Annotated in this window: 12 protein-coding genes and 3 pseudogenes; 8 read left to right on the top strand and 7 right to left on the bottom strand. The window is 52.1% G+C overall.

The annotated features are described in order from the left end of the window. Window positions 1-488: 488 nt before the first annotated feature. Both FHW04_RS22075 and FHW04_RS22070 read right to left on the bottom strand, forming a co-directional pair. On the bottom strand, window positions 489-797 hold the full coding sequence (locus FHW04_RS22075; RefSeq protein WP_032415288.1) for an ArsR/SmtB family transcription factor: 309 nt from the start codon (window positions 795-797) through the stop codon (window positions 489-491). A gap of 95 nt (window positions 798-892) precedes the next feature. Next, a complete protein-coding gene (locus tag FHW04_RS22070) occupies window positions 893-2,017 on the bottom strand; it encodes an alkene reductase (RefSeq protein ID WP_023279877.1) in 1,125 nt (374 codons plus the stop codon). 260 nt (window positions 2,018-2,277) lie between these two features. On the opposite strand from FHW04_RS22070, the gene FHW04_RS22065 reads away from it, so the two are divergent. The 5 genes from FHW04_RS22065 (at window position 2,278) to FHW04_RS22045 (ending at window position 6,992) form a co-directional block, all read left to right on the top strand. Beyond that, window positions 2,278-3,210: a LysR family transcriptional regulator gene (locus tag FHW04_RS22065; protein WP_158002126.1), complete on the top strand. Its 933-nt coding sequence runs from the start codon at window positions 2,278-2,280 to the stop codon at window positions 3,208-3,210. A gap of 82 nt (window positions 3,211-3,292) precedes the next feature. Beyond that, entirely contained in the window at window positions 3,293-4,168 is an 876-nt protein-coding gene (locus tag FHW04_RS22060) for an MBL fold metallo-hydrolase (protein WP_017384065.1), read from the top strand. A gap of 106 nt (window positions 4,169-4,274) precedes the next feature. Continuing rightward, the gene (locus FHW04_RS22055) at window positions 4,275-5,126 is read left to right on the top strand and encodes a DMT family transporter (protein ID WP_023279882.1); all 852 of its coding nucleotides are present in this window, start codon (window positions 4,275-4,277) and stop codon (window positions 5,124-5,126) included. A 75-nt stretch (window positions 5,127-5,201) separates the two neighbouring features. After that, window positions 5,202-6,038 carry a helix-turn-helix transcriptional regulator gene (locus tag FHW04_RS22050; protein WP_089562450.1) on the top strand — a complete coding sequence of 279 codons (837 nt, stop codon included), beginning with the start codon at window positions 5,202-5,204 and terminating at the stop codon, window positions 6,036-6,038. A gap of 294 nt (window positions 6,039-6,332) precedes the next feature. Further along, the gene (locus tag FHW04_RS22045) at window positions 6,333-6,992 is read left to right on the top strand and encodes an SDR family oxidoreductase (protein WP_007897903.1); all 660 of its coding nucleotides are present in this window, start codon (window positions 6,333-6,335) and stop codon (window positions 6,990-6,992) included. A gap of 41 nt (window positions 6,993-7,033) precedes the next feature. Here FHW04_RS22045 and FHW04_RS22040 read toward each other — a convergent pair. Next, a pseudogene (locus FHW04_RS22040) lies at window positions 7,034-7,630 on the bottom strand (LysR substrate-binding domain-containing protein); the annotation flags it as partial. Window positions 7,631-8,077: 447 nt separating this feature from the next. Further along, a complete protein-coding gene (locus FHW04_RS22035; RefSeq protein ID WP_022649401.1) occupies window positions 8,078-8,404 on the bottom strand; it encodes a four-helix bundle copper-binding protein in 327 nt (108 codons plus the stop codon). 431 nt (window positions 8,405-8,835) lie between these two features. On the opposite strand from FHW04_RS22035, the gene FHW04_RS22030 reads away from it, so the two are divergent. After that, window positions 8,836-9,969 (top strand): glutathione-independent formaldehyde dehydrogenase, encoded by a 1,134-nt coding sequence (locus FHW04_RS22030; protein WP_022651297.1) that lies wholly within the window; start codon window positions 8,836-8,838, stop codon window positions 9,967-9,969. A gap of 569 nt (window positions 9,970-10,538) precedes the next feature. Next, window positions 10,539-10,838 (top strand): annotated as a pseudogene (locus FHW04_RS22025) (IS66 family transposase); the annotation flags it as partial. Window positions 10,839-10,909: 71 nt separating this feature from the next. Here the strand turns inward: FHW04_RS22025 and FHW04_RS22020 are convergent. Further along, window positions 10,910-13,561, bottom strand: a complete 2,652-nt coding sequence (locus tag FHW04_RS22020; protein WP_012561117.1) for an excinuclease ABC subunit UvrA — start codon at window positions 13,559-13,561, stop codon at window positions 10,910-10,912. A 616-nt stretch (window positions 13,562-14,177) separates the two neighbouring features. On the opposite strand from FHW04_RS22020, the pseudogene FHW04_RS22015 reads away from it, so the two are divergent. Further along, window positions 14,178-15,311: pseudogene (locus FHW04_RS22015) on the top strand (IS3 family transposase). Window positions 15,312-15,510: 199 nt separating this feature from the next. On the opposite strand, the gene fghA reads toward FHW04_RS22015, so the two are convergent. Next, window positions 15,511-16,347 (bottom strand): S-formylglutathione hydrolase, encoded by an 837-nt coding sequence (fghA, locus tag FHW04_RS22010; protein WP_012561110.1) that lies wholly within the window; start codon window positions 16,345-16,347, stop codon window positions 15,511-15,513. A 64-nt stretch (window positions 16,348-16,411) separates the two neighbouring features. Then, window positions 16,412-16,810, bottom strand: coding sequence for a VOC family protein (locus FHW04_RS22005; protein WP_012561111.1), 399 nt, complete (start codon window positions 16,808-16,810; stop codon window positions 16,412-16,414). Window positions 16,811-16,843 lie beyond the last annotated feature (33 nt).

Here is a 16,843-nt window from a genome sequence, read left to right as displayed (position 1 = left end):
GCCGGTCAACCGGGTCAGCGAGCTGCTACCCTGGCGCATCACACTGCCAACTGAATAACACATCCCCGTCAATACGGTTCTCGCTGTACGCTTACTTTTGTACTGACCGATCATGATTAAGTGACACCTCTTCGAAAAAGAGAGCGCGATGAGCGATTAATATATGGCTCGAAAGACAATTATGTTGGGCTTTTATGACCGCTGTCAGAGGTATTATCTTACCCGGACGGCAACAGGGTCGGAATGTCATCAGCGGCACTGTAACAAGCTATCCGCCATCTTAAATATCTGCAGGTCCTTGCACCGAGTATGCACACCAACCGACAGAGTGATTTGACCCAAACTGGTGGATATTTTGCAAAACTATTAGCCTCTTATGACCGGTCTGCAGCCTGATATTGAGGAATTAGTGCGCTTTCATGGAATGCCTGCCGGGATCGCAAGTACGAACCCCCGGTACTGTTACACTGAATGTGCTCAGTCCTGTATCAGATTGTATTTTTCAGCAACTCAAGAACAACCCTTATTTTATCATTGTCACGTTTGTAGTACGTCCAGGGACCGATGCGCTGAGAAGTAACAAGTTGTGCCCGTTGAAGAGCTGAGAGGTAAAGAGAAACGGTAGACTGTGAGAGCCCGACCTTTTCCTGAATGATACTGACACACACACCGAACTCGTCCGCATCAGCATAAGGCTGATGGAAGTGTATTTTCGGTTCCTTGAGCATATGCAGAATTTTTCTTCTAACAGGGTTTCCCAGCGCCTTAATCACGTCATTCAAATCAATATCAGGCATAAACTCTGTCACTTGTCGCATTGAGGAATTGCAATGTTACGATACTTCTCTACGTTAAGCATCAGCTTTTGAAAAGCTGATGCTCATAAGAATGGTTAGCCAAAGGCGGGATAATCTGTGTAGCCTTTTGCCGTTCCACCATACATGGTTGTTGGATCGACCGGATTCAGTGGCCATTCATGATAAAGGCGCTGCGGTAAATCCGGATTAGCTATGAACGGGCGGCCAAATCCGATAATGTCTCCCCAGCCAGCACCGATAATCCGTTCGGCTTTTTCTTGCGTATATCGCCCGGCATACATAATTACACCGCTGAATAACTTACGGACTTCAGCTCTGAATGCTTCAGGCAATTCGGGAGCATCATCCCAGTCGGCTTCAGCAAGAGAAATATAGGCTATTCCGATTTCTTCAAGAATTTTAACGGCTTCGGTATAGGTTTCATGGGGATCATCTTCCACCAGGCCAAGATAGACCCTTACTTCATCCGTGGTCTGAAAGAGCGGAGCAAAACGGACTCCCACACGGTCTTTACCGACCACATCAGCGACAGCCTGCGTCACTTCGCGCAGAAACCGCAGCCGGTTATGTAATGAGCCACCATATTCATCCTCTCTTTTGTTGCTATGGGATGACATGAACTGGTTAACCAGGTATCCATTTGCACAGTGAATTTCCACACCGTCAAAACCGGCATCAAGGGCGTTCTGAGCTGCCCCGGCGTACATCCTGACAATCTCACTAATTTCCTCTTTTTCCAGTGCGCGGGGGCAGGAAGCGGTAGCCAGCGCACCCTCTCCCGGCCCGGTTTCGATGAATACCTTAACGTTTTCCCCTGCCGGTATCGCCGACGGAGCGACAGGCGAGGCGTTACATGGCTGCAGGGAGTTATGGGATACTCTTCCGACATGCCAGAGCTGGGCAAAAATGATGCCTTCTTTTTCATGCACTGCCCGCGTCACTTTCTTCCAGCCTTCCACTTGCCGTGAGCTGTAGATCCCCGGGGTCCACGCATAACCCTGCCCACGAGGTTCGATTTGTGTTCCTTCGGTCACCATAAACCCGGCACTGCTGCGCTGTGCGTAATATTCAGCCATCAGTTCGTTCGGAATATCACCCGGTTGTGAGCTCCGTGAGCGGGTTAAAGGCGGAAGTACAACACGATTCTTCAGGGTGTAGGGACCTAGTCTGGTGGGAGAGAACAGGTTTTTCGTCTTCATTACATATCCTGATATAGCGAATTTTCAATATCACTGAAACGCCATGTCTCAGCATTTACGACCTGGCATGTCGTCGTTCGGCCGATGTAGCCGCAGAACCACGACACTTTATTCCACATATTGAGATTTACCAATATCTAGATTTATAAAAATTATGATCGGATGAGCGGAACGGGGGGGTTGCCTGATGGCTCACAGAATCGGCATCATGAACCTAAATGGTTCTGATAATGTTATCGGAGATCCTGAACGGGAACGGTATGCGTCACGATTTTAATGACTATGTTGCATTCATGGCAGTAGCACAGGAGTGCAGTTTTTCACGGGCTGCTGTCCGCCTCGGGATCTCGGCATCCACGCTTTCACACACGATACGTCGTCTCGAGGAGCGCGTTGGCATGCCGTTACTTATGCGTACAACCAGGCGGGTGGCTGTCACCGAAGCCGGTAAACAATTATTACTGACGCTTGAACCCGGTCTTGCGCGCATTGAAGCGGGCGTGACAGCTCTTCAGAGACTGCGCCATACACCGGCTGGGCTGGTCAGACTTACGGTATCAGATCACATGATTCATGAATGTCTCTGGCCACGATTGTCACCGTTACTAAAAAAATATTCGGATATCAAGGTGGAAATGTCGCAGCAGAACGGTTTTGTCGACATTGTTGAGGGCAATTTTGATGCCGGAGTCCGAATTGGTGATGACATATTAAAGGATATGGTGGCCGTCCGAATCGCACCGGACATACGGTTTGTCGTCATTGGATCGTCCACCTATCTTGCAGAAAGAGGTCTGCCGCTACATCCCTCTCAGCTGGAAAAACATGACTGCATCAATATACGTCTGTCACCCACAGGCCCGCTGTATGGCTGGGAATTTGTCAGGCAGGGGGAGATTGTGAAAAAAGTGGACGGGCAGCTTACTTTTTCAAGCATTTATCCAATGCTTCAGGCAGTAAAAGATGGCTACGGCCTGGCCTACCTGCCGGAGTCTTCTGCCCTGGCGGGGATTGAGGCGGGACACTATTGTCGGGTGCTTGAGGACTGGTCAGAGGCTTTTCCCGCCGACATGATAATTCCAATAATGTCCATTACAGGCTCCGGTAAAGATAATACCGACACCTTACATGAGAAAGGCAAAAGCAATATAACCTGCTGTGCTCCGGATTTTAAGAATGAGCGGTTTACGTAGCAGGATGAGCAGTTCGAACCAGAAATTTCGTTACTATTGCTAAAGTAAAACCTGATGACCTCTAATCGTAACGGAGACCAATATGACTTCACAACTGAACTGGCAGGCCCCGGCTATCAATCGCAAAAAAGTAGGTGACATGACTGTGACCATGCTGAGTGATGGCTATCTGGACGTATCTTTTGAGCTGCTGTCTGGTATTGACGGCTCACGTGCCGAGGATTTACTGCAGAAGCGCGGTGTGCCAGCAGTACCCCGTATTAATATCAACGTCTACGTTATCCAGACGCCTGAGCGAACCATCCTGATTGACAGTGGTGCCGGAGGTATCAATGGCTGGGGCGGTCGGCTTCAGGTAGCCCTGGCCGCGGCAGGCATTGACCCGCTTCAGATTGATACCCTTCTCCTGACTCACGCGCATCCTGACCATATCGGCGGGCTTGCAGGCCCCCTGCAGACTCCCGTTTTCCGCAATGTTCAGCAGTTGTTTGTGCATGAGAAAGAACTCGCTTTCTGGCGTGATGAAACCATTTCCGCTGGCGCGCCTGACGCATTCAAGCCGTTCTTTGAAGTAGCAAGGAACGCCTTCAGCGCTTATGACGACAAACTGGTGCCATTCCGCGAGGAAGCGATTTTACCAGGTATTCAGACTGTACCGCTGTTCGGCCATACACCAGGACATACCGGTTATCTGCTGGGTGATGAAAAAGAGTCGCTGCTCATCTGGGGTGATATTGTTCACTTCCCGCACATTCAGGTTGCTCAGCCTGACGTTACTATCGCGTTCGACAGCGATCCTGCGGCGGCGGCGGCCATCCGTAGCAAAGTGCTTGACCGCGCAGCGAGCGATAACCTGGCTGTCAGTGGTATGCACTTCAACCTGCCTACTACCGGTAAGGTTATCCGTGAAGGTAACAGCTTCGCACTGAATTACGACCTGTGGTCACCCGCAGTCTGATCACCTTCCTTCCCGGTGCACACAATAGTGACCGGGAAGATCCCCTTTCATATCGCCCGACAAGAACCCACCTGCAATACTATGAATATCACTGCCTCACAAAAAAATGGCTCATTACTCTTGCGCCCTGGCTTTTTGTATTCCTCTGGAGTCAGGGTTTGTCGCAGCCAAATTTACCGTGCAGTACAGCGCGCCGTTTCATCTTTTATTCCTGCGTGGCGCATTTTCCTGTCTGGTCCTTCTGCTGCTTACACTGGGGTTCAGGGCCCGTTTTCCGTCCGGCAGAGGAATGGTTCGCAACCTGATTGTCGGACTTTTCCTGCAGAGCTTCTTTCTGGGCGGATGCTTTTATGCCATCCATCGTGGCATGCCGTCAGGCATTGTGGCGCTCATCACCGGCCTGCAGCCGGTACTGACTGCAATACTGGTTTCACTCATGCACCGTCAGTCCCTGCATCCCCGGAAATGGCTGGGTATTGCGATTGGCTTTGCGGGCGTTTTCCTGGTGCTCTCGCCAGGCCAGCATAGTTTTGCACTGGATCCTGTGGCTTTTGGGTCGGTCATGCTGGGGTTATTTGGCGTAACGATCGGAGCGCTTTATCAGCGCCGTGCTCAGGGAGATGGACATATCTTTGCGAACACGTTTTTACAGTACGTCACTTTGACAATATCGATGGGTGCAATTAGCCTGATGTTCGAATCTGCTCCGACGCAGTGGAGCTTATCATTTGCGCTGGGTCTGGGCTGGCTGGTTATTGGCGTATCGGTTCTGGCGATTATGTTGCTGATTTTTATGATACGAAGCGGTGAAGCAACCAAAGTCGCTACTTACTTTTACCTGGTTCCCATTCTCACGGCAGCTGAAGCGTGGTTGCTGTTTGGAGAGGCCATTACATTGCCCATGCTTGTGGGTATGGCAATAACTATAATCGGCCTGATTTTTGTCATCCGGGAATAGACAACCGCACGCGTCGCTGTATGCTTTTGTATATGGCGACGTATAATAGCGGTCAAAGTCAAATTCCGGATGAATATGCAAACAGTCAGCTTTTCCGATTCTCCCGTTGATGATCTCCTCGCTGAGCTTCTTACCCTGGCACGCTCCCGTTTTCCACTTCCCTGCGATTGCCTTCGCGCAGAACAGACGCATCAGGTAAAGAAGTTCGAGGTGGAAGGTGCGACCCTTTCCTTCCCGCTGGAAGGAGAATTCCGGTATCGTGAAAATGAGAAATGGCACCGGGTGATCCCGGGCGAGATTATGGTCGTCCCGAATGCCCGTAGCATCGATATAGAATATGCCCCTTCAGAACAAAGTGGTGAGTTTGTTGCCCTGAGCGTGGTGCTCGCGGAGGAACAGCTTGAAGCAGCCAGGCTGTTACTTGCCGCACCACCACCACAGGACACCGGCAGCATCGCAGCCATTTCCGTATCAGCTCTTCTTTCACCCCTTAACCGCTGGACAGCCGCAATGCGGGAAGGGAAGCGTCCGCTTTCCCTGCACGCCATGGTTGAAGTGGTGCTCTGGCTTTATGGCATGGGATACCATGCTTTGCTGCGAGCCCGGCAGCCAAGTCTGGCCATGAAAATCCGTCAGATGGTAGCGGACAAACCGGCTCATCCCTGGAGTGCTGCTGAAATTGAAGATCTGACGGGACTCAGTGGCCCCACGCTTCGGCGCCACCTGGCCAGTGAGTCAACCAGCTTACGCTCAGTTATCGCCGATGCATGTATCGCGGAGGCTCTCCGCCTGCTGATGACATCGACGCTGCCGGTAAAAACGGTCGCGGGGCGGGTGGGTTACAATTCACTATCGAGCTTCAGCAAGCAGTTTTCTGAACGCTATGGAATCGAACCTTCAGGGTTCCGCTGACTTCAGTTCGTTCAAGGTACACATTGCGTCCCTCGCACTTCAGTAACTTGCGTGGATCTTTCGAATATAACGGAAGATATTGGCCGGCATTGCGTGTAACCGGTTCAGGAGTTCTCATCGTGACGGGAGAGCTAAATCGGTACGGCTGTTGTTCTCAGCTATAAGAACAACTGAGTATCTGACCAGCTGTCTGGTGCTGGCAGCAGCATGCAGTGCAATCGGTCAGGCTCAAAGGAACTGACCTGATGTCAGGTTATAATTTCGGACACATCATAACCCCAGAAGGAGACAACTGTGGTTCATGTTTTCATTATCGGTGGTGCAGGCAAAATCGGCCAGCGTCTGTGCAGGATCCTTTCAGGTAGGGGGCATGCTGTTCGTGCCCTCTACCGTAAGCCAGAGCAGCAGGCATTGCTAGGCGAGCTGGGTGCTGAGCCCGTCAGTGGGAGCCTGACAGAGCTGGATGCAGCTGCGCTGGCGATGCACTTTGCAGGTAGTGATACAGTGGTGTTTACTGCCGGTGCCGGCGGTAAGGGGGGACAGGAGATGACCAATGCGGTCGACGGCGAAGGGCTGAAAAAGTCGGTAGCTGCCGCCCTCAGTGCCGGTGTGTCTCGCTTTCTGCTCGTTTCTGCATTCCCGGAGTCCGCACGGGGAGAAACCACTTCTGAATCATTCGAAAATTATATGCGTGTTAAAAAAATGGCCGATGTGGAACTAGCACAAAGCGAGCTTGACTGGGTGATCCTGCGCCCCGGCGCGCTGCAGGATAAGACTGGTACGGGTTATGTACGTGCCGGCCTGGCCATCCCGTATGGTAACGTGCCCCGTGATGACGTGGCGGCTACGCTGGCTGAACTCATTGAGCAACCTGCCGTCAGCCGCGTCATCATTGAGCTGACGTCTGGCGATGCTCCTGTCCGTGAAGCCATACAGAAGCTGGCGGGCCGATAAAAGGCAGCGCACGTACCAGCAGGCTGCAGGCCCCCAGGCGTTTACAATAAACTTTCCAGCCAGTCGGTAAACGCCCGTACTTTTCGGGAGAGATGGCGGTGCGGATACAGAAGTTACAGTTTGCGATTCGGGGACGTATTATCTGGCAGAACCTCTACCAACAGCCCGCGATCGAGATAAGGCTGCAAAAAAATATTCATGCCCTGTAGTATTCCCAGCCCCGCCAGGCCTGCTGCAATGTAGGCTTCTGAGTTATCCACGACAAGCCTGCCTGGAAGTTCAATTTCGGTGGAGCCCTCTGACGTCCCGAATGTCCAGGGCATAACTTGTCTGTTGCTGCTGTTAATCCAGTTGACGGCCTGATGCTGCTGCAACTCGTCCATTGTTTCCGGGGTGCCGTGTTGATCAAGATACGCAGGACTGGCGCAGGTCGTCATTTTAACGGTTCCCACCTCCTTTGCGATATAGTCGCCATCGTCCAGCTCCCCCACCCTCAGTATGCAGTCCAGGCCATCATGCAGCATATTCCGTCGGCGGTCTGAGCTGCTCAGGATAATTTCAATTCCGGGATGCTGGCGATAAAAATCAGGCAGGTTGGGTATAACAAGTAAAGCCGCAAACGCGACAGGCATATCTATGAGCGAATAGCGGGCGTCAAAATGATAGCGACAGGAAAGTTCTGCCATATTAAACATAACAACCCTTGGGCGCACCGCCGCAGGCGCCCTCAGCACGTTTCTGCGGCCTCCCGCCTGTTTCCGGCACCTTTCAAACGCCCCTGATGATTTCTGCGCGTCTGCATGGCTATGCAGTGAGATCTGCTCTCCACCGATTAGTGCATGCAGATTTTGGAAACGTCCAATTCTGGCACGAAGCGGTCACCCCGGCGGGGTGCAGTCCGCTGTCAGCGAAAACGGACATTGAGCCAATCAAATAATCTGTGCCAGAATTTGTCATTGAGGCTAGTACTTTCGAGTAGATCTATTTCCCGCCCGTACTCTTAAACTCATCTATCTCATCCTTCTACGACTTATTACCGGGAATATAAAACCCCGCCGAAGCGGGTTTGGTAATTTGAGTTTTTCTCAGGCGGCCATCTTTCTGCATTGTTCGGCGCAGTGATGACAAGCGCTTGAGCAATCCTGACAATGGTCATGTTCATGCTTTCCACACTCGTCACCGCACTTCTGACAAACATCAGCGCAAAGACGGCAAAGATCCTGGGCAGACCCGCTATTTAGTGTCATGAATTGAGCTGCAAGACGGCAGATATTTGCACACTGCATATCCAGTTTTATGCACTCGCGCATCATCTCCAGATTCTCTTCGTCGAGACACGAAGCCGCACAGTTATCACATGCCGTTGCACATAGATAACAGGCTTCGATGCATTTTTTGTATTCGTCTAACATAATTTCTCCTTAGCTAAGGTTACGTATTAAGCATGGAAGAGATAACTGATTATTCAAATTTTGAATTAGTTAATTACCTTTTCAGCATTTCATATCATTGATTCAAAGTGCATCTCTAGGGTTACCTAATTCACCTATGTCTACTTCTGGCACAATGCAGAAATGAGATAGATTTACTTTATCCGCTTCTCGCTCAAAGCTGTCCGAAATCCCTTGCCTGCTTAAAAAAACCGGATTAACGTGTGATGTTTTTACGTTTTCCAGGCAGCCTTCATCGGTAAGTACCTGTCTTACAGACTTCAATGCACTTAGTTAAGAAACATCCTAATCGTCCTTTCGCCGATCGCGAGATCTGTTATGGCAGCTAAACTCGATTGATACCCCAATCCGCGGGGCAGCATTTCCTTTCCGCACGCAAGAAGGAGAAGATCATGAAAGCAGTAATTTACAACGGTCCTTATGATGTAAAAGTAAAAGACGTACCGGATGCGAAAATTGTCCGCCCCACGGATGTACTCGTCCGCATCACCACCACCAACATTTGTGGGTCGGACTTGCACATGTATGAGGGCCGGACCAGCTTTGAACAGGGACGGATTCTGGGTCACGAAAACCTGGGTGAAGTGGTCGAAATTGGCTCAGGCGTTGAACGTATTAAGGTGGGCGACTATGTTTGTCTGCCGTTTAACGTGGGATGTGGTTTTTGCGAAAACTGTGAAAAAGGTCTGACCGGCTTTTGTCTCACTACCAATCCGGGTACGGCAGGCGCAGCTTATGGTTTTGCTGAAATGGGTCCCTGGGAGGGAGGTCAGGCGGAACTTCTTCGGGTGCCATTTGCCGACTTTAACTGCCTTGTTCTTCCCCCTGATGCGGCAGAAAAAGAAGATGATTATGTGATGCTCTCTGACATTTTTCCTACCGGCTGGCATGCAACAGAACTTGCCGGATTGAAGCCTGGTGAAAGCGTGGCCATTTATGGCGCGGGGCCGGTCGGTTTGATGGCAGCTCATTCGGCGATCATTAAAGGTGCTTCACAGGTGTTTGTGGTTGATACGCACACAGACCGGTTGGCTCTGGCTGAAAAAATGGGGGCGACGGGCATCAATGCTACTGGCGATGAAGCTGTACAAAAAATTCTCGACCTGACGGATGGACGCGGTACGGATTGTGGCTGCGAATGTGTTGGCTATCAGTGCTGTAACAAACATGGCCATGAAGATAACTCTGTTACCATGAACAGTCTTGTTGCGTCGACGAAAGCAACCGGGGGAATTGGTGTGGTTGGCGTCTTTATTCCTCAGGATCCGGGGGCTGAATCGGAGCTTGCCAGAGAGGGTAAGATGCCATTTGATTTTGGGAGTTTCTGGTTTAAAGGACAGGCAATCCGTACCGGCCAGGCGAACGTTAAGGCCTATAACCGTCAGCTGTCTCGCCTCATCCATCACGATAAAGCCAGTCCGGGCAAAATAATTTCTCATCGTCTTTCGCTTGAAGAGGCTCCTGCCGGATATAAGCACTTCGATGAGCGGGATGAAGGATGGACGAAGGTTATCCTTAAGCCTTAAATAGAGTTATCCGGTATGAGAAAGCAAAAACCGGGAAAGAATGTATGACTTTTGACAGGGTGCAATAAAATATCCTGTCAGGGCGTTATTATTCATACTTTCAGCTGCCAGGCGCTTCCATATCCAGACTTGTTCCCTGATTTTGCCGACGAGATAGCAAAATTAATACATTCAGGAGGAGGCATCTGCGGTTGATCTGTTCCGTATTTATTAACGCCCTGTGCTGTAAGTATTGTCTGCCTCTACCACATAGCAGACATGTGCGCAGGAACGGTCCGCTATGAGCGAAAAGCGGACTTCCGGTCCTTGCGCAAACTCCCGTTCCGAGAAGTTGCAGTTCACAAATCACCTGTTAAAGAAGGTATGGTAGCCCACAGCATTAATTTTGCTTCCATCTTCAGTCAGACTGGCCGGTACCGGCTTCCGATAAGTTTCGTCGGCTGAGGCCCGCTAAAGTAGAGAGGTCAAAAAATAACCTTGACGTACAATAATTTTCGATATCCAAACTGACCCCTAATTAGGTGGACACCTGATGACTGACTTAAAATTTCTATCACGCCAGCGTTACACATCCGCAGTCGCATCTTGCGGGGTTCAGCGGGGTGTTGCAGGCGGACGTGCACGTGCGGACGCCCTCTGACACCACGACCGAAGCGCTGTGCCGTATCGGCGAGCTGTATGGCATCGAGGCGGGCATCCGGGGCAAAAGCGCGGCGGAACGGCTGGCCATTCGGCAGGAAAAAGCGGTACCGCTGCTGACCGCGCTGGAGGGCTGGCTGCGTGAAAAGCAGAAAACGCTGTCACGGCACTCGGAGCTGTCGAAGGCGTTCGCGTACGCGCTGAACCAGTGGGATGCGCTGAAATTATACCTGCGGGAGATTACTGATACAGAACACGCCGGGAATGTGCCGCCATTGACGCAATGACGACACAGCCCTTTTTAACCGTTCCGTGAGAGTTCCCTGGCAATATACTGTGCGGTACGGCTTTCTTTGACCTGCGATACCTGTTCGGGAGTTCCTGCGGCAACCAGGCGTCCTCCCTCATGTCCCGCTCCAGGACCGATGTCGATAACCTGGTCTGCCTGAGTAACCGCCCGCATATCGTGTTCAATCATTATCACCGTATTTTCTGCATCAACAAGCCGCTGCAGCTGCACAAGGAGGCGGTCGGCGTCTGAAGCATGCAGGCCGGTTGTCGGTTCATCTAGGATATACAACGTGTGGCCACGTTGGCTACGTTGTAGTTCGGTTGCCAGCTTGATCCTTTGCGCCTCCCCTCCGGATAACTCGGTTGCTGGTTGTCCCAGACGCAGGTAGCCCAGACCAATTTCACTCAGCAGACGGAGGGGACGAGCCACTGGTTCTTCAGTCGCAAAGAACTGACTGGCTTCATCCACCGTCATATGCAGGACCTCCGCGATATTTTTGTCCTGCCAGCAGATCCTGAGAGTATCCCGGTTATACCGCGCGCCATGGCAGGTCGGGCACGGTGCATACACGCTCGGCATAAACAACAGCTCCACGCTGACGAATCCTTCACCTTCACAGGTTGCACAGCGGCCTTTTGCCACATTGAAAGAGAATTGACCCGCATCGTAATGATGGAGTTTGGCGTCAGTCGTTCCGGCAAAGAGCTTACGAACAGGATCAAACAACCCGGTATATGTCGCCAGGTTTGAACGGGGGGTCCTGCCTATCGGTTTCTGGTCAACCTGAACCAGACGCTTTACCAGTCCGGTATCACCGGTCAGGGTACCGTACGTTTTCTCCGTTACGGATGGCCCCTCAGCGTCGCTGGCTTCGGAAAGCACGTCTTCTGGCTCACCGCCAAGTGAAGAAAGCACCAGTTCCGGTAAGGCCTGGGCAATCAGACTGGATTTACCGGAGCCAGAGACTCCCGTCACGGCTGTCAGCACACCCAGAGGAATATCAACATCGATCCACTTAAGATTGTGGCGATGGATCCCCTGCAGTTTCAGCCACCCGGATGGGATACGGGCAAAAGATTGTGGTGGCCGGACTTCATCAAATAAATAACGCGCGGTACGAGATTGGGTGACGGCTTTCAGATCTTCAGGAATACCACTGTAGAGAACATGTCCTCCCTGTTCACCAGCCGACGGTCCCACATCAACAAGCCATTGCGCCCGTCGCATCAGGTTAAGATCATGTTCAACGACAAACACCGAGTTGCCGGCATCACGAAGGTTCTCAAGCGCATCGTAAAGCGCTTTACTGTCTGAGGGGTGCAGACCCGCAGACGGTTCATCAAGAACATAGACCACACCAAACAGCATCGAACTGAGTTGCGTGGCAAGACGCAGTCGCTGAAGCTCTCCTGCAGATAGAGTTGGGGTTGCTCTGTCCAGCGTAAGATAACCCAGCCCCAGCTTCTGCAACTGATACAACCGGGCCATGACACCACCGGTCAGCCGTTGTGCCGCCAGTCGTTTCTCTTCCGATAACGCCGATGTCCGGCAGACATCGGCGTTATCGGAATGGACCGCTTTTCCGGATGCAGCACGCTCTGTCAGATCCCGACGGGTGATATCCCTGTCGGCATCTGCGCCGGCGTGGTGGGCACTGAAATCCCCCCGGGAGATTGGAAGGAGCAATTCCGCCAGCTGGTCTAAGGGCATCTGCATAAATTCACCAATGTCCACACCGGCAAAGGTGACGGACAATGATTCTGACTTCAGTCTTTTCCCGTGACAGACCGGACACAGCTTGCCTTCCATAAAACGGGAGACTCGTTTTCTCATCAACGCGCTTTGCGTGCTGGCGAAGGTATGTAGCACATAACGACGTGCCCCGGTGAAGGTCCCCATATAACCCGGCGTCATTTTTTTCCTGACGGCTTCGCGCGTATCTTCCGGACTCAGTCCCGGGAAAACCGGTACAGTGGGGGTGTCTTCGGTAAAAAGGATCCACTGACGGTCTTCCGCTGGCAGATTTTTCCAGGGAGTGTCGATGTCATACCCCAGCGTCACCAGAATATCCCGCAGATTCTGTCCGTGCCAGGCCGGGGGCCAGGAAGCAATAGCCTTTTCACGGATACTAAGTGAGGGATCGGGCACCATCAGTGTTTCAGTTACCTCATAGATATGGCCCAGACCATGGCAAGAAGGGCATGCCCCCTGCGGCGTGTTGGGAGAAAAATCCTCGGCATACAGCATCGGTTGTCCGGCAGGATAAGCGCCCGCCCGTGAGTACATCATTCGCACCAGACTGGATAAGGTGGTCACGCTGCCGACAGAGGAGCGCGCGTTACTGGCACCGCGTTGTTGCTGAAGCGCAACGGCTGGCGGCAGTCCGTCAATGGCATCCACATCCGGAACCCCGACCTGATCAATGAGGCGACGAGCGTAGGGGGCAACCGATTCAAAGTAGCGCCGTTGCGCCTCAGCATAAATGGTGCCAAAGGCCAGTGAAGACTTACCCGAGCCTGACACACCCGAAAAAACAACCAATGCGTTGCGCGGAATGGAAACATCCACCTCTTTAAGGTTGTTCTCGCGAGCACCGCGAATCACAACTGAATTGTTGTCGTCAGTCAGGATGGGATGATAACCGAAAAGTTTCTTTGCCATAGAATTTCCTGTGCTAGGTGTGTCCGCTCTTAATAAGGCCACCTCTTGTGACGGTATCTGGTGTGCCGGACCGCTCGATCAGAAAGCCCGTCGAAAAAAGCGTTTGTGTGACTGGAAACAGATTGCTGAAGCTGGGCCCGGTGGTACCATGTGGGACACCGCTGAAGTTTCAGCGGTACCCTGCGGATCCGCCTTCTGTATGAGAACTGGCTGGCGGCGTACCCGGGACCGGAGATTTGGCTCCCGTGATAATGCGGGCTCCCCGGTACGCGACGCTGTGGTTCCAGACCCAGCTGATGGCGACACTCAGGCGGTTTCGGGTACCAATTAAAAAATACAGATGAATAATGCACGTGATTTCATATGTCATTTCCTTTCATTACAGTTTTAGACCCCATCAGACATCTGCCTGGCAGAGTTAACGGAGATAGGAGCGGACTATCGAAATGGTGTCGTCGATTGACCTCTTCTGCGACTCATTTCGTTTGCCCGTATCGGGGAATTCCTCCCGAAGATAGCTTTCCAGAACAACCGCCATCAGGTCGTTAACGGCTCCCTGGACTGACCCCGCCCCGGTAGACGATCCTGCCCTATAGTTTGAGTATAGGAGGAGCGTATGGGCACACCACGATTTACACCTGAATTTAAGGAAGAAGCCGTCCGTCAGATAACGGAACGCGGTTATTCCGTCGCCTAAGTATCTGAGCGTCTGGGCGTCTCTGCACACCGCCTCTACAAGTGGCTACGGGCTATCAAACCTGATAACAGCGAGCAGCATGCCCGGGATTTACTGGAAGCTAAAAGCGAGATCCTGAAACTCCGGGCGCAGCTAAAACGCACCGAAGAAGAACGGGATATCCTGAAAAAGGCCGCGCGGTACTTTGCAAAGGAGCCCGACTGAAGTACCGCTTTATCAATGAGCACCGAACTGTATGGGGTGTGATGACGATGTGTCGGGTACTGAATGTCGCCCGGGCCGGGTTCTATGCGTGGCTGCATAACCCTGTCTCGGCGCGTGATAAAGATAACCAGCGCCTGCTGATGCTTATCCGCGACTCATATTCCCTGAGCGGAGGCGTATACGGTTACCGGCGGGTTCATGGCGATCTGAACGAAATCGGGGAAACCTGTGGTAGAAACCGGGTGGGTCGGATCATGCAACTGGACCGGATTAAAGCTGTGCGCGGCTATAAAGCGCCACGTCGTATCGCTGGCAGGCCTTCAGTCGTTGCTCCTAATCTCGTGCAGCGGCAGTTCACCGTTGTCCGGGCCACCCAGGTCTGGGTCACCGATATTACTTATATCCGCACCTGGCAGGGCTGGCTGTATCTGGCGGTGGTTATCGATCTCTTCGCCCGTAATGTGGTCGGCTGGTCGATGAAACCCACTCTCTCACGCGAACTGGCGCTCGACGCGCTGATGATGGCGGTCTGGCGCCGAAAACCAGACAGCGAGGTTATCGTACATAGCGATCAGGGCAGCCAGTACGGCAGTGACGACTGGCAGCGCTTCTACCGGGCCAATAACCTGGCGCCGAGCATGAGCCGGCGTGGCAACTGCTGGGATAATGCGGTGGCCGAATCGTTCTTCAGTTCGCTGAAAAAAGAACGGATCAGAAAACGCATATATAAAACCAGGGATCTGGCCCGGGCGGATCTTCGATTACATTGAAGTCTTCTATAACCGGTCCCGGCGCCACAGCCACCTCGGCGACGTCAGTCCGGAGGCCTTCGAACAGGCCTCGTCGTGAGGACAGGATTTGTCTACAGGCGTGGGGTCAGTCCAAACTATAGGGCAGGATCGTCTACCGGGGCGGGGTCAGTCCATCAACGGCTCGGAAGTGTCTAGATTATCCGTGGCGATTCAGTTACAGTACATCTCAGGTCTGCAGGGTTCAGGCCCTGTTCAGGCCTGAAAATTAAGCACATTTTCTGAGGCTGGAAATCAACTCATGCTGACAGCCTGAGCCTGTTGGCATGGTAAGCAATGTGCTCACCAATAAAGCTGGAAATGAAATAATAGCTGTGGTCGTATCCAGTATGATATCGGAACGACGCATTGAGGTTCATCTCATTGCATACTCTCTCAAGGATTTTGGTGCGCAGTTGCTCTTCATAAAAGGCGTCACTCAGCCCCTGATCAATGAAGATTTCTGGTAATTTTTCACCCTGTAAAATGAGGCTGACTGGATCGTAGGCTTCCCACGTTTTTCTGTTTTCACCCAGGTAAGCGCTAAATGCCTGTTGCCCCCATGGCACCTGAGAAGGCGATACTATCGGGGAAAATGCTGATACGCTCACATATTCACCAGGATTTCGCAGAGCCAGCACCAGAGCACCCAGCCCTCCCATAGAATGACCGGATATAGATTTTCTTGCCGTTGCAGGAAAATGATTCATGACGACATCCGGAAGCTCTCTGAGAATATAGTCATACATCCTGTAATGAACATTCCACGGCTGTTCCGTCGCGTTCAGATAAAAACCGGCCCCCTGGCCAAGATCGTAACTGTCGGCATCCGGGACATTATTACCCCGGGGACTGGTATCCGGGACAACAACGATGACGTTATGCCGGGCTGCATAATGCTGCATACCTGATTTGGTGATGAAATTCTGCTCAGTACAGGTCAGGCCCGACAACCAGTATAGTACCGGCAGTTTTTCTGTTACTGCTTTGGGAGGAAGATACACACCGAAATTCATTTCACAATTAAGGGATTGTGAATAATGCCGGTACACGTTTTGCCAGCCGCCAGAGCTGGCATGCTGCTCAATGAGTTCCATCAGCCGTTATCTCATGGTTATTTCCCCTGACCGAAGCCAGGGGAAGTATCTTTAAATCCGGACGTCAGATAAACGTATACGCCGTGATTTTGTTACCCGCCGGATCCCGCAGGTAGGCAGCATAGGCCCCGGGAAGGTGACCACGCGGGCCAGGTTGACCTTCATCAGCTCCACCGGCGGCAAGGCCGGCAGCATGGAAAGCATCAACCTCTTCCGGGGTGGCAGCAGCGAAGCCGACAGTCACCCCGTTAGCGGAAGGTGCTTCACCGTTGCCCGGACGGGCAATGATAAATGCCGGCTTTTCGCGGCCATAGAGTACCCAGCCGTTGCCAAACGGGCCGAGGTTATTGATACCAAGCGTGCCCAGGACGACATCGTAAAATGCGGAGGATTTCTCGACATCGGCTGCGCCAATGAACACATGAGAAAAGATGCCGTCACCAGAAATTACCGGAGTTGTCATTTTCCACTTCCTTCAGTTTGAGTTGATTAAAAT

This window comes from Pantoea sp. AN62, from assembly GCF_050432985.1.
GTDB classification, from domain to species: domain Bacteria; phylum Pseudomonadota; class Gammaproteobacteria; order Enterobacterales; family Enterobacteriaceae; genus Pantoea; species Pantoea brenneri.
This window is presented reverse-complemented; position numbering and strand designations above follow the sequence as displayed.

Excerpts from the sequence above, each read along its gene's own strand:
- FHW04_RS22060 (WP_017384065.1), top strand. The coding sequence starts at position 3,293 with ATGACTTCACAACTGAACTGGCAGGCCCCGGCTATCAATCGCAAAAAA.
- FHW04_RS22055 (WP_023279882.1), top strand. The coding sequence starts at position 4,275 with ATGGCTCATTACTCTTGCGCCCTGGCTTTTTGTATTCCTCTGGAGTCA.
- FHW04_RS22075 (WP_032415288.1), bottom strand. The coding sequence starts at position 797 with ATGCCTGATATTGATTTGAATGACGTGATTAAGGCGCTGGGAAACCCT.
- fghA (WP_012561110.1), bottom strand. The coding sequence starts at position 16,347 with ATGGAACTCATTGAGCAGCATGCCAGCTCTGGCGGCTGGCAAAACGTG.
- FHW04_RS22070 (WP_023279877.1), bottom strand. The coding sequence starts at position 2,017 with ATGAAGACGAAAAACCTGTTCTCTCCCACCAGACTAGGTCCCTACACC.
- FHW04_RS22020 (WP_012561117.1), bottom strand. The coding sequence starts at position 13,561 with ATGGCAAAGAAACTTTTCGGTTATCATCCCATCCTGACTGACGACAAC.
- FHW04_RS22035 (WP_022649401.1), bottom strand. The coding sequence starts at position 8,404 with ATGTTAGACGAATACAAAAAATGCATCGAAGCCTGTTATCTATGTGCA.
- FHW04_RS22030 (WP_022651297.1), top strand. The coding sequence starts at position 8,836 with ATGAAAGCAGTAATTTACAACGGTCCTTATGATGTAAAAGTAAAAGAC.
- FHW04_RS22065 (WP_158002126.1), top strand. The coding sequence starts at position 2,278 with ATGCGTCACGATTTTAATGACTATGTTGCATTCATGGCAGTAGCACAG.
- FHW04_RS22005 (WP_012561111.1), bottom strand. The coding sequence starts at position 16,810 with ATGACAACTCCGGTAATTTCTGGTGACGGCATCTTTTCTCATGTGTTC.
- FHW04_RS22050 (WP_089562450.1), top strand. The coding sequence starts at position 5,202 with ATGCAAACAGTCAGCTTTTCCGATTCTCCCGTTGATGATCTCCTCGCT.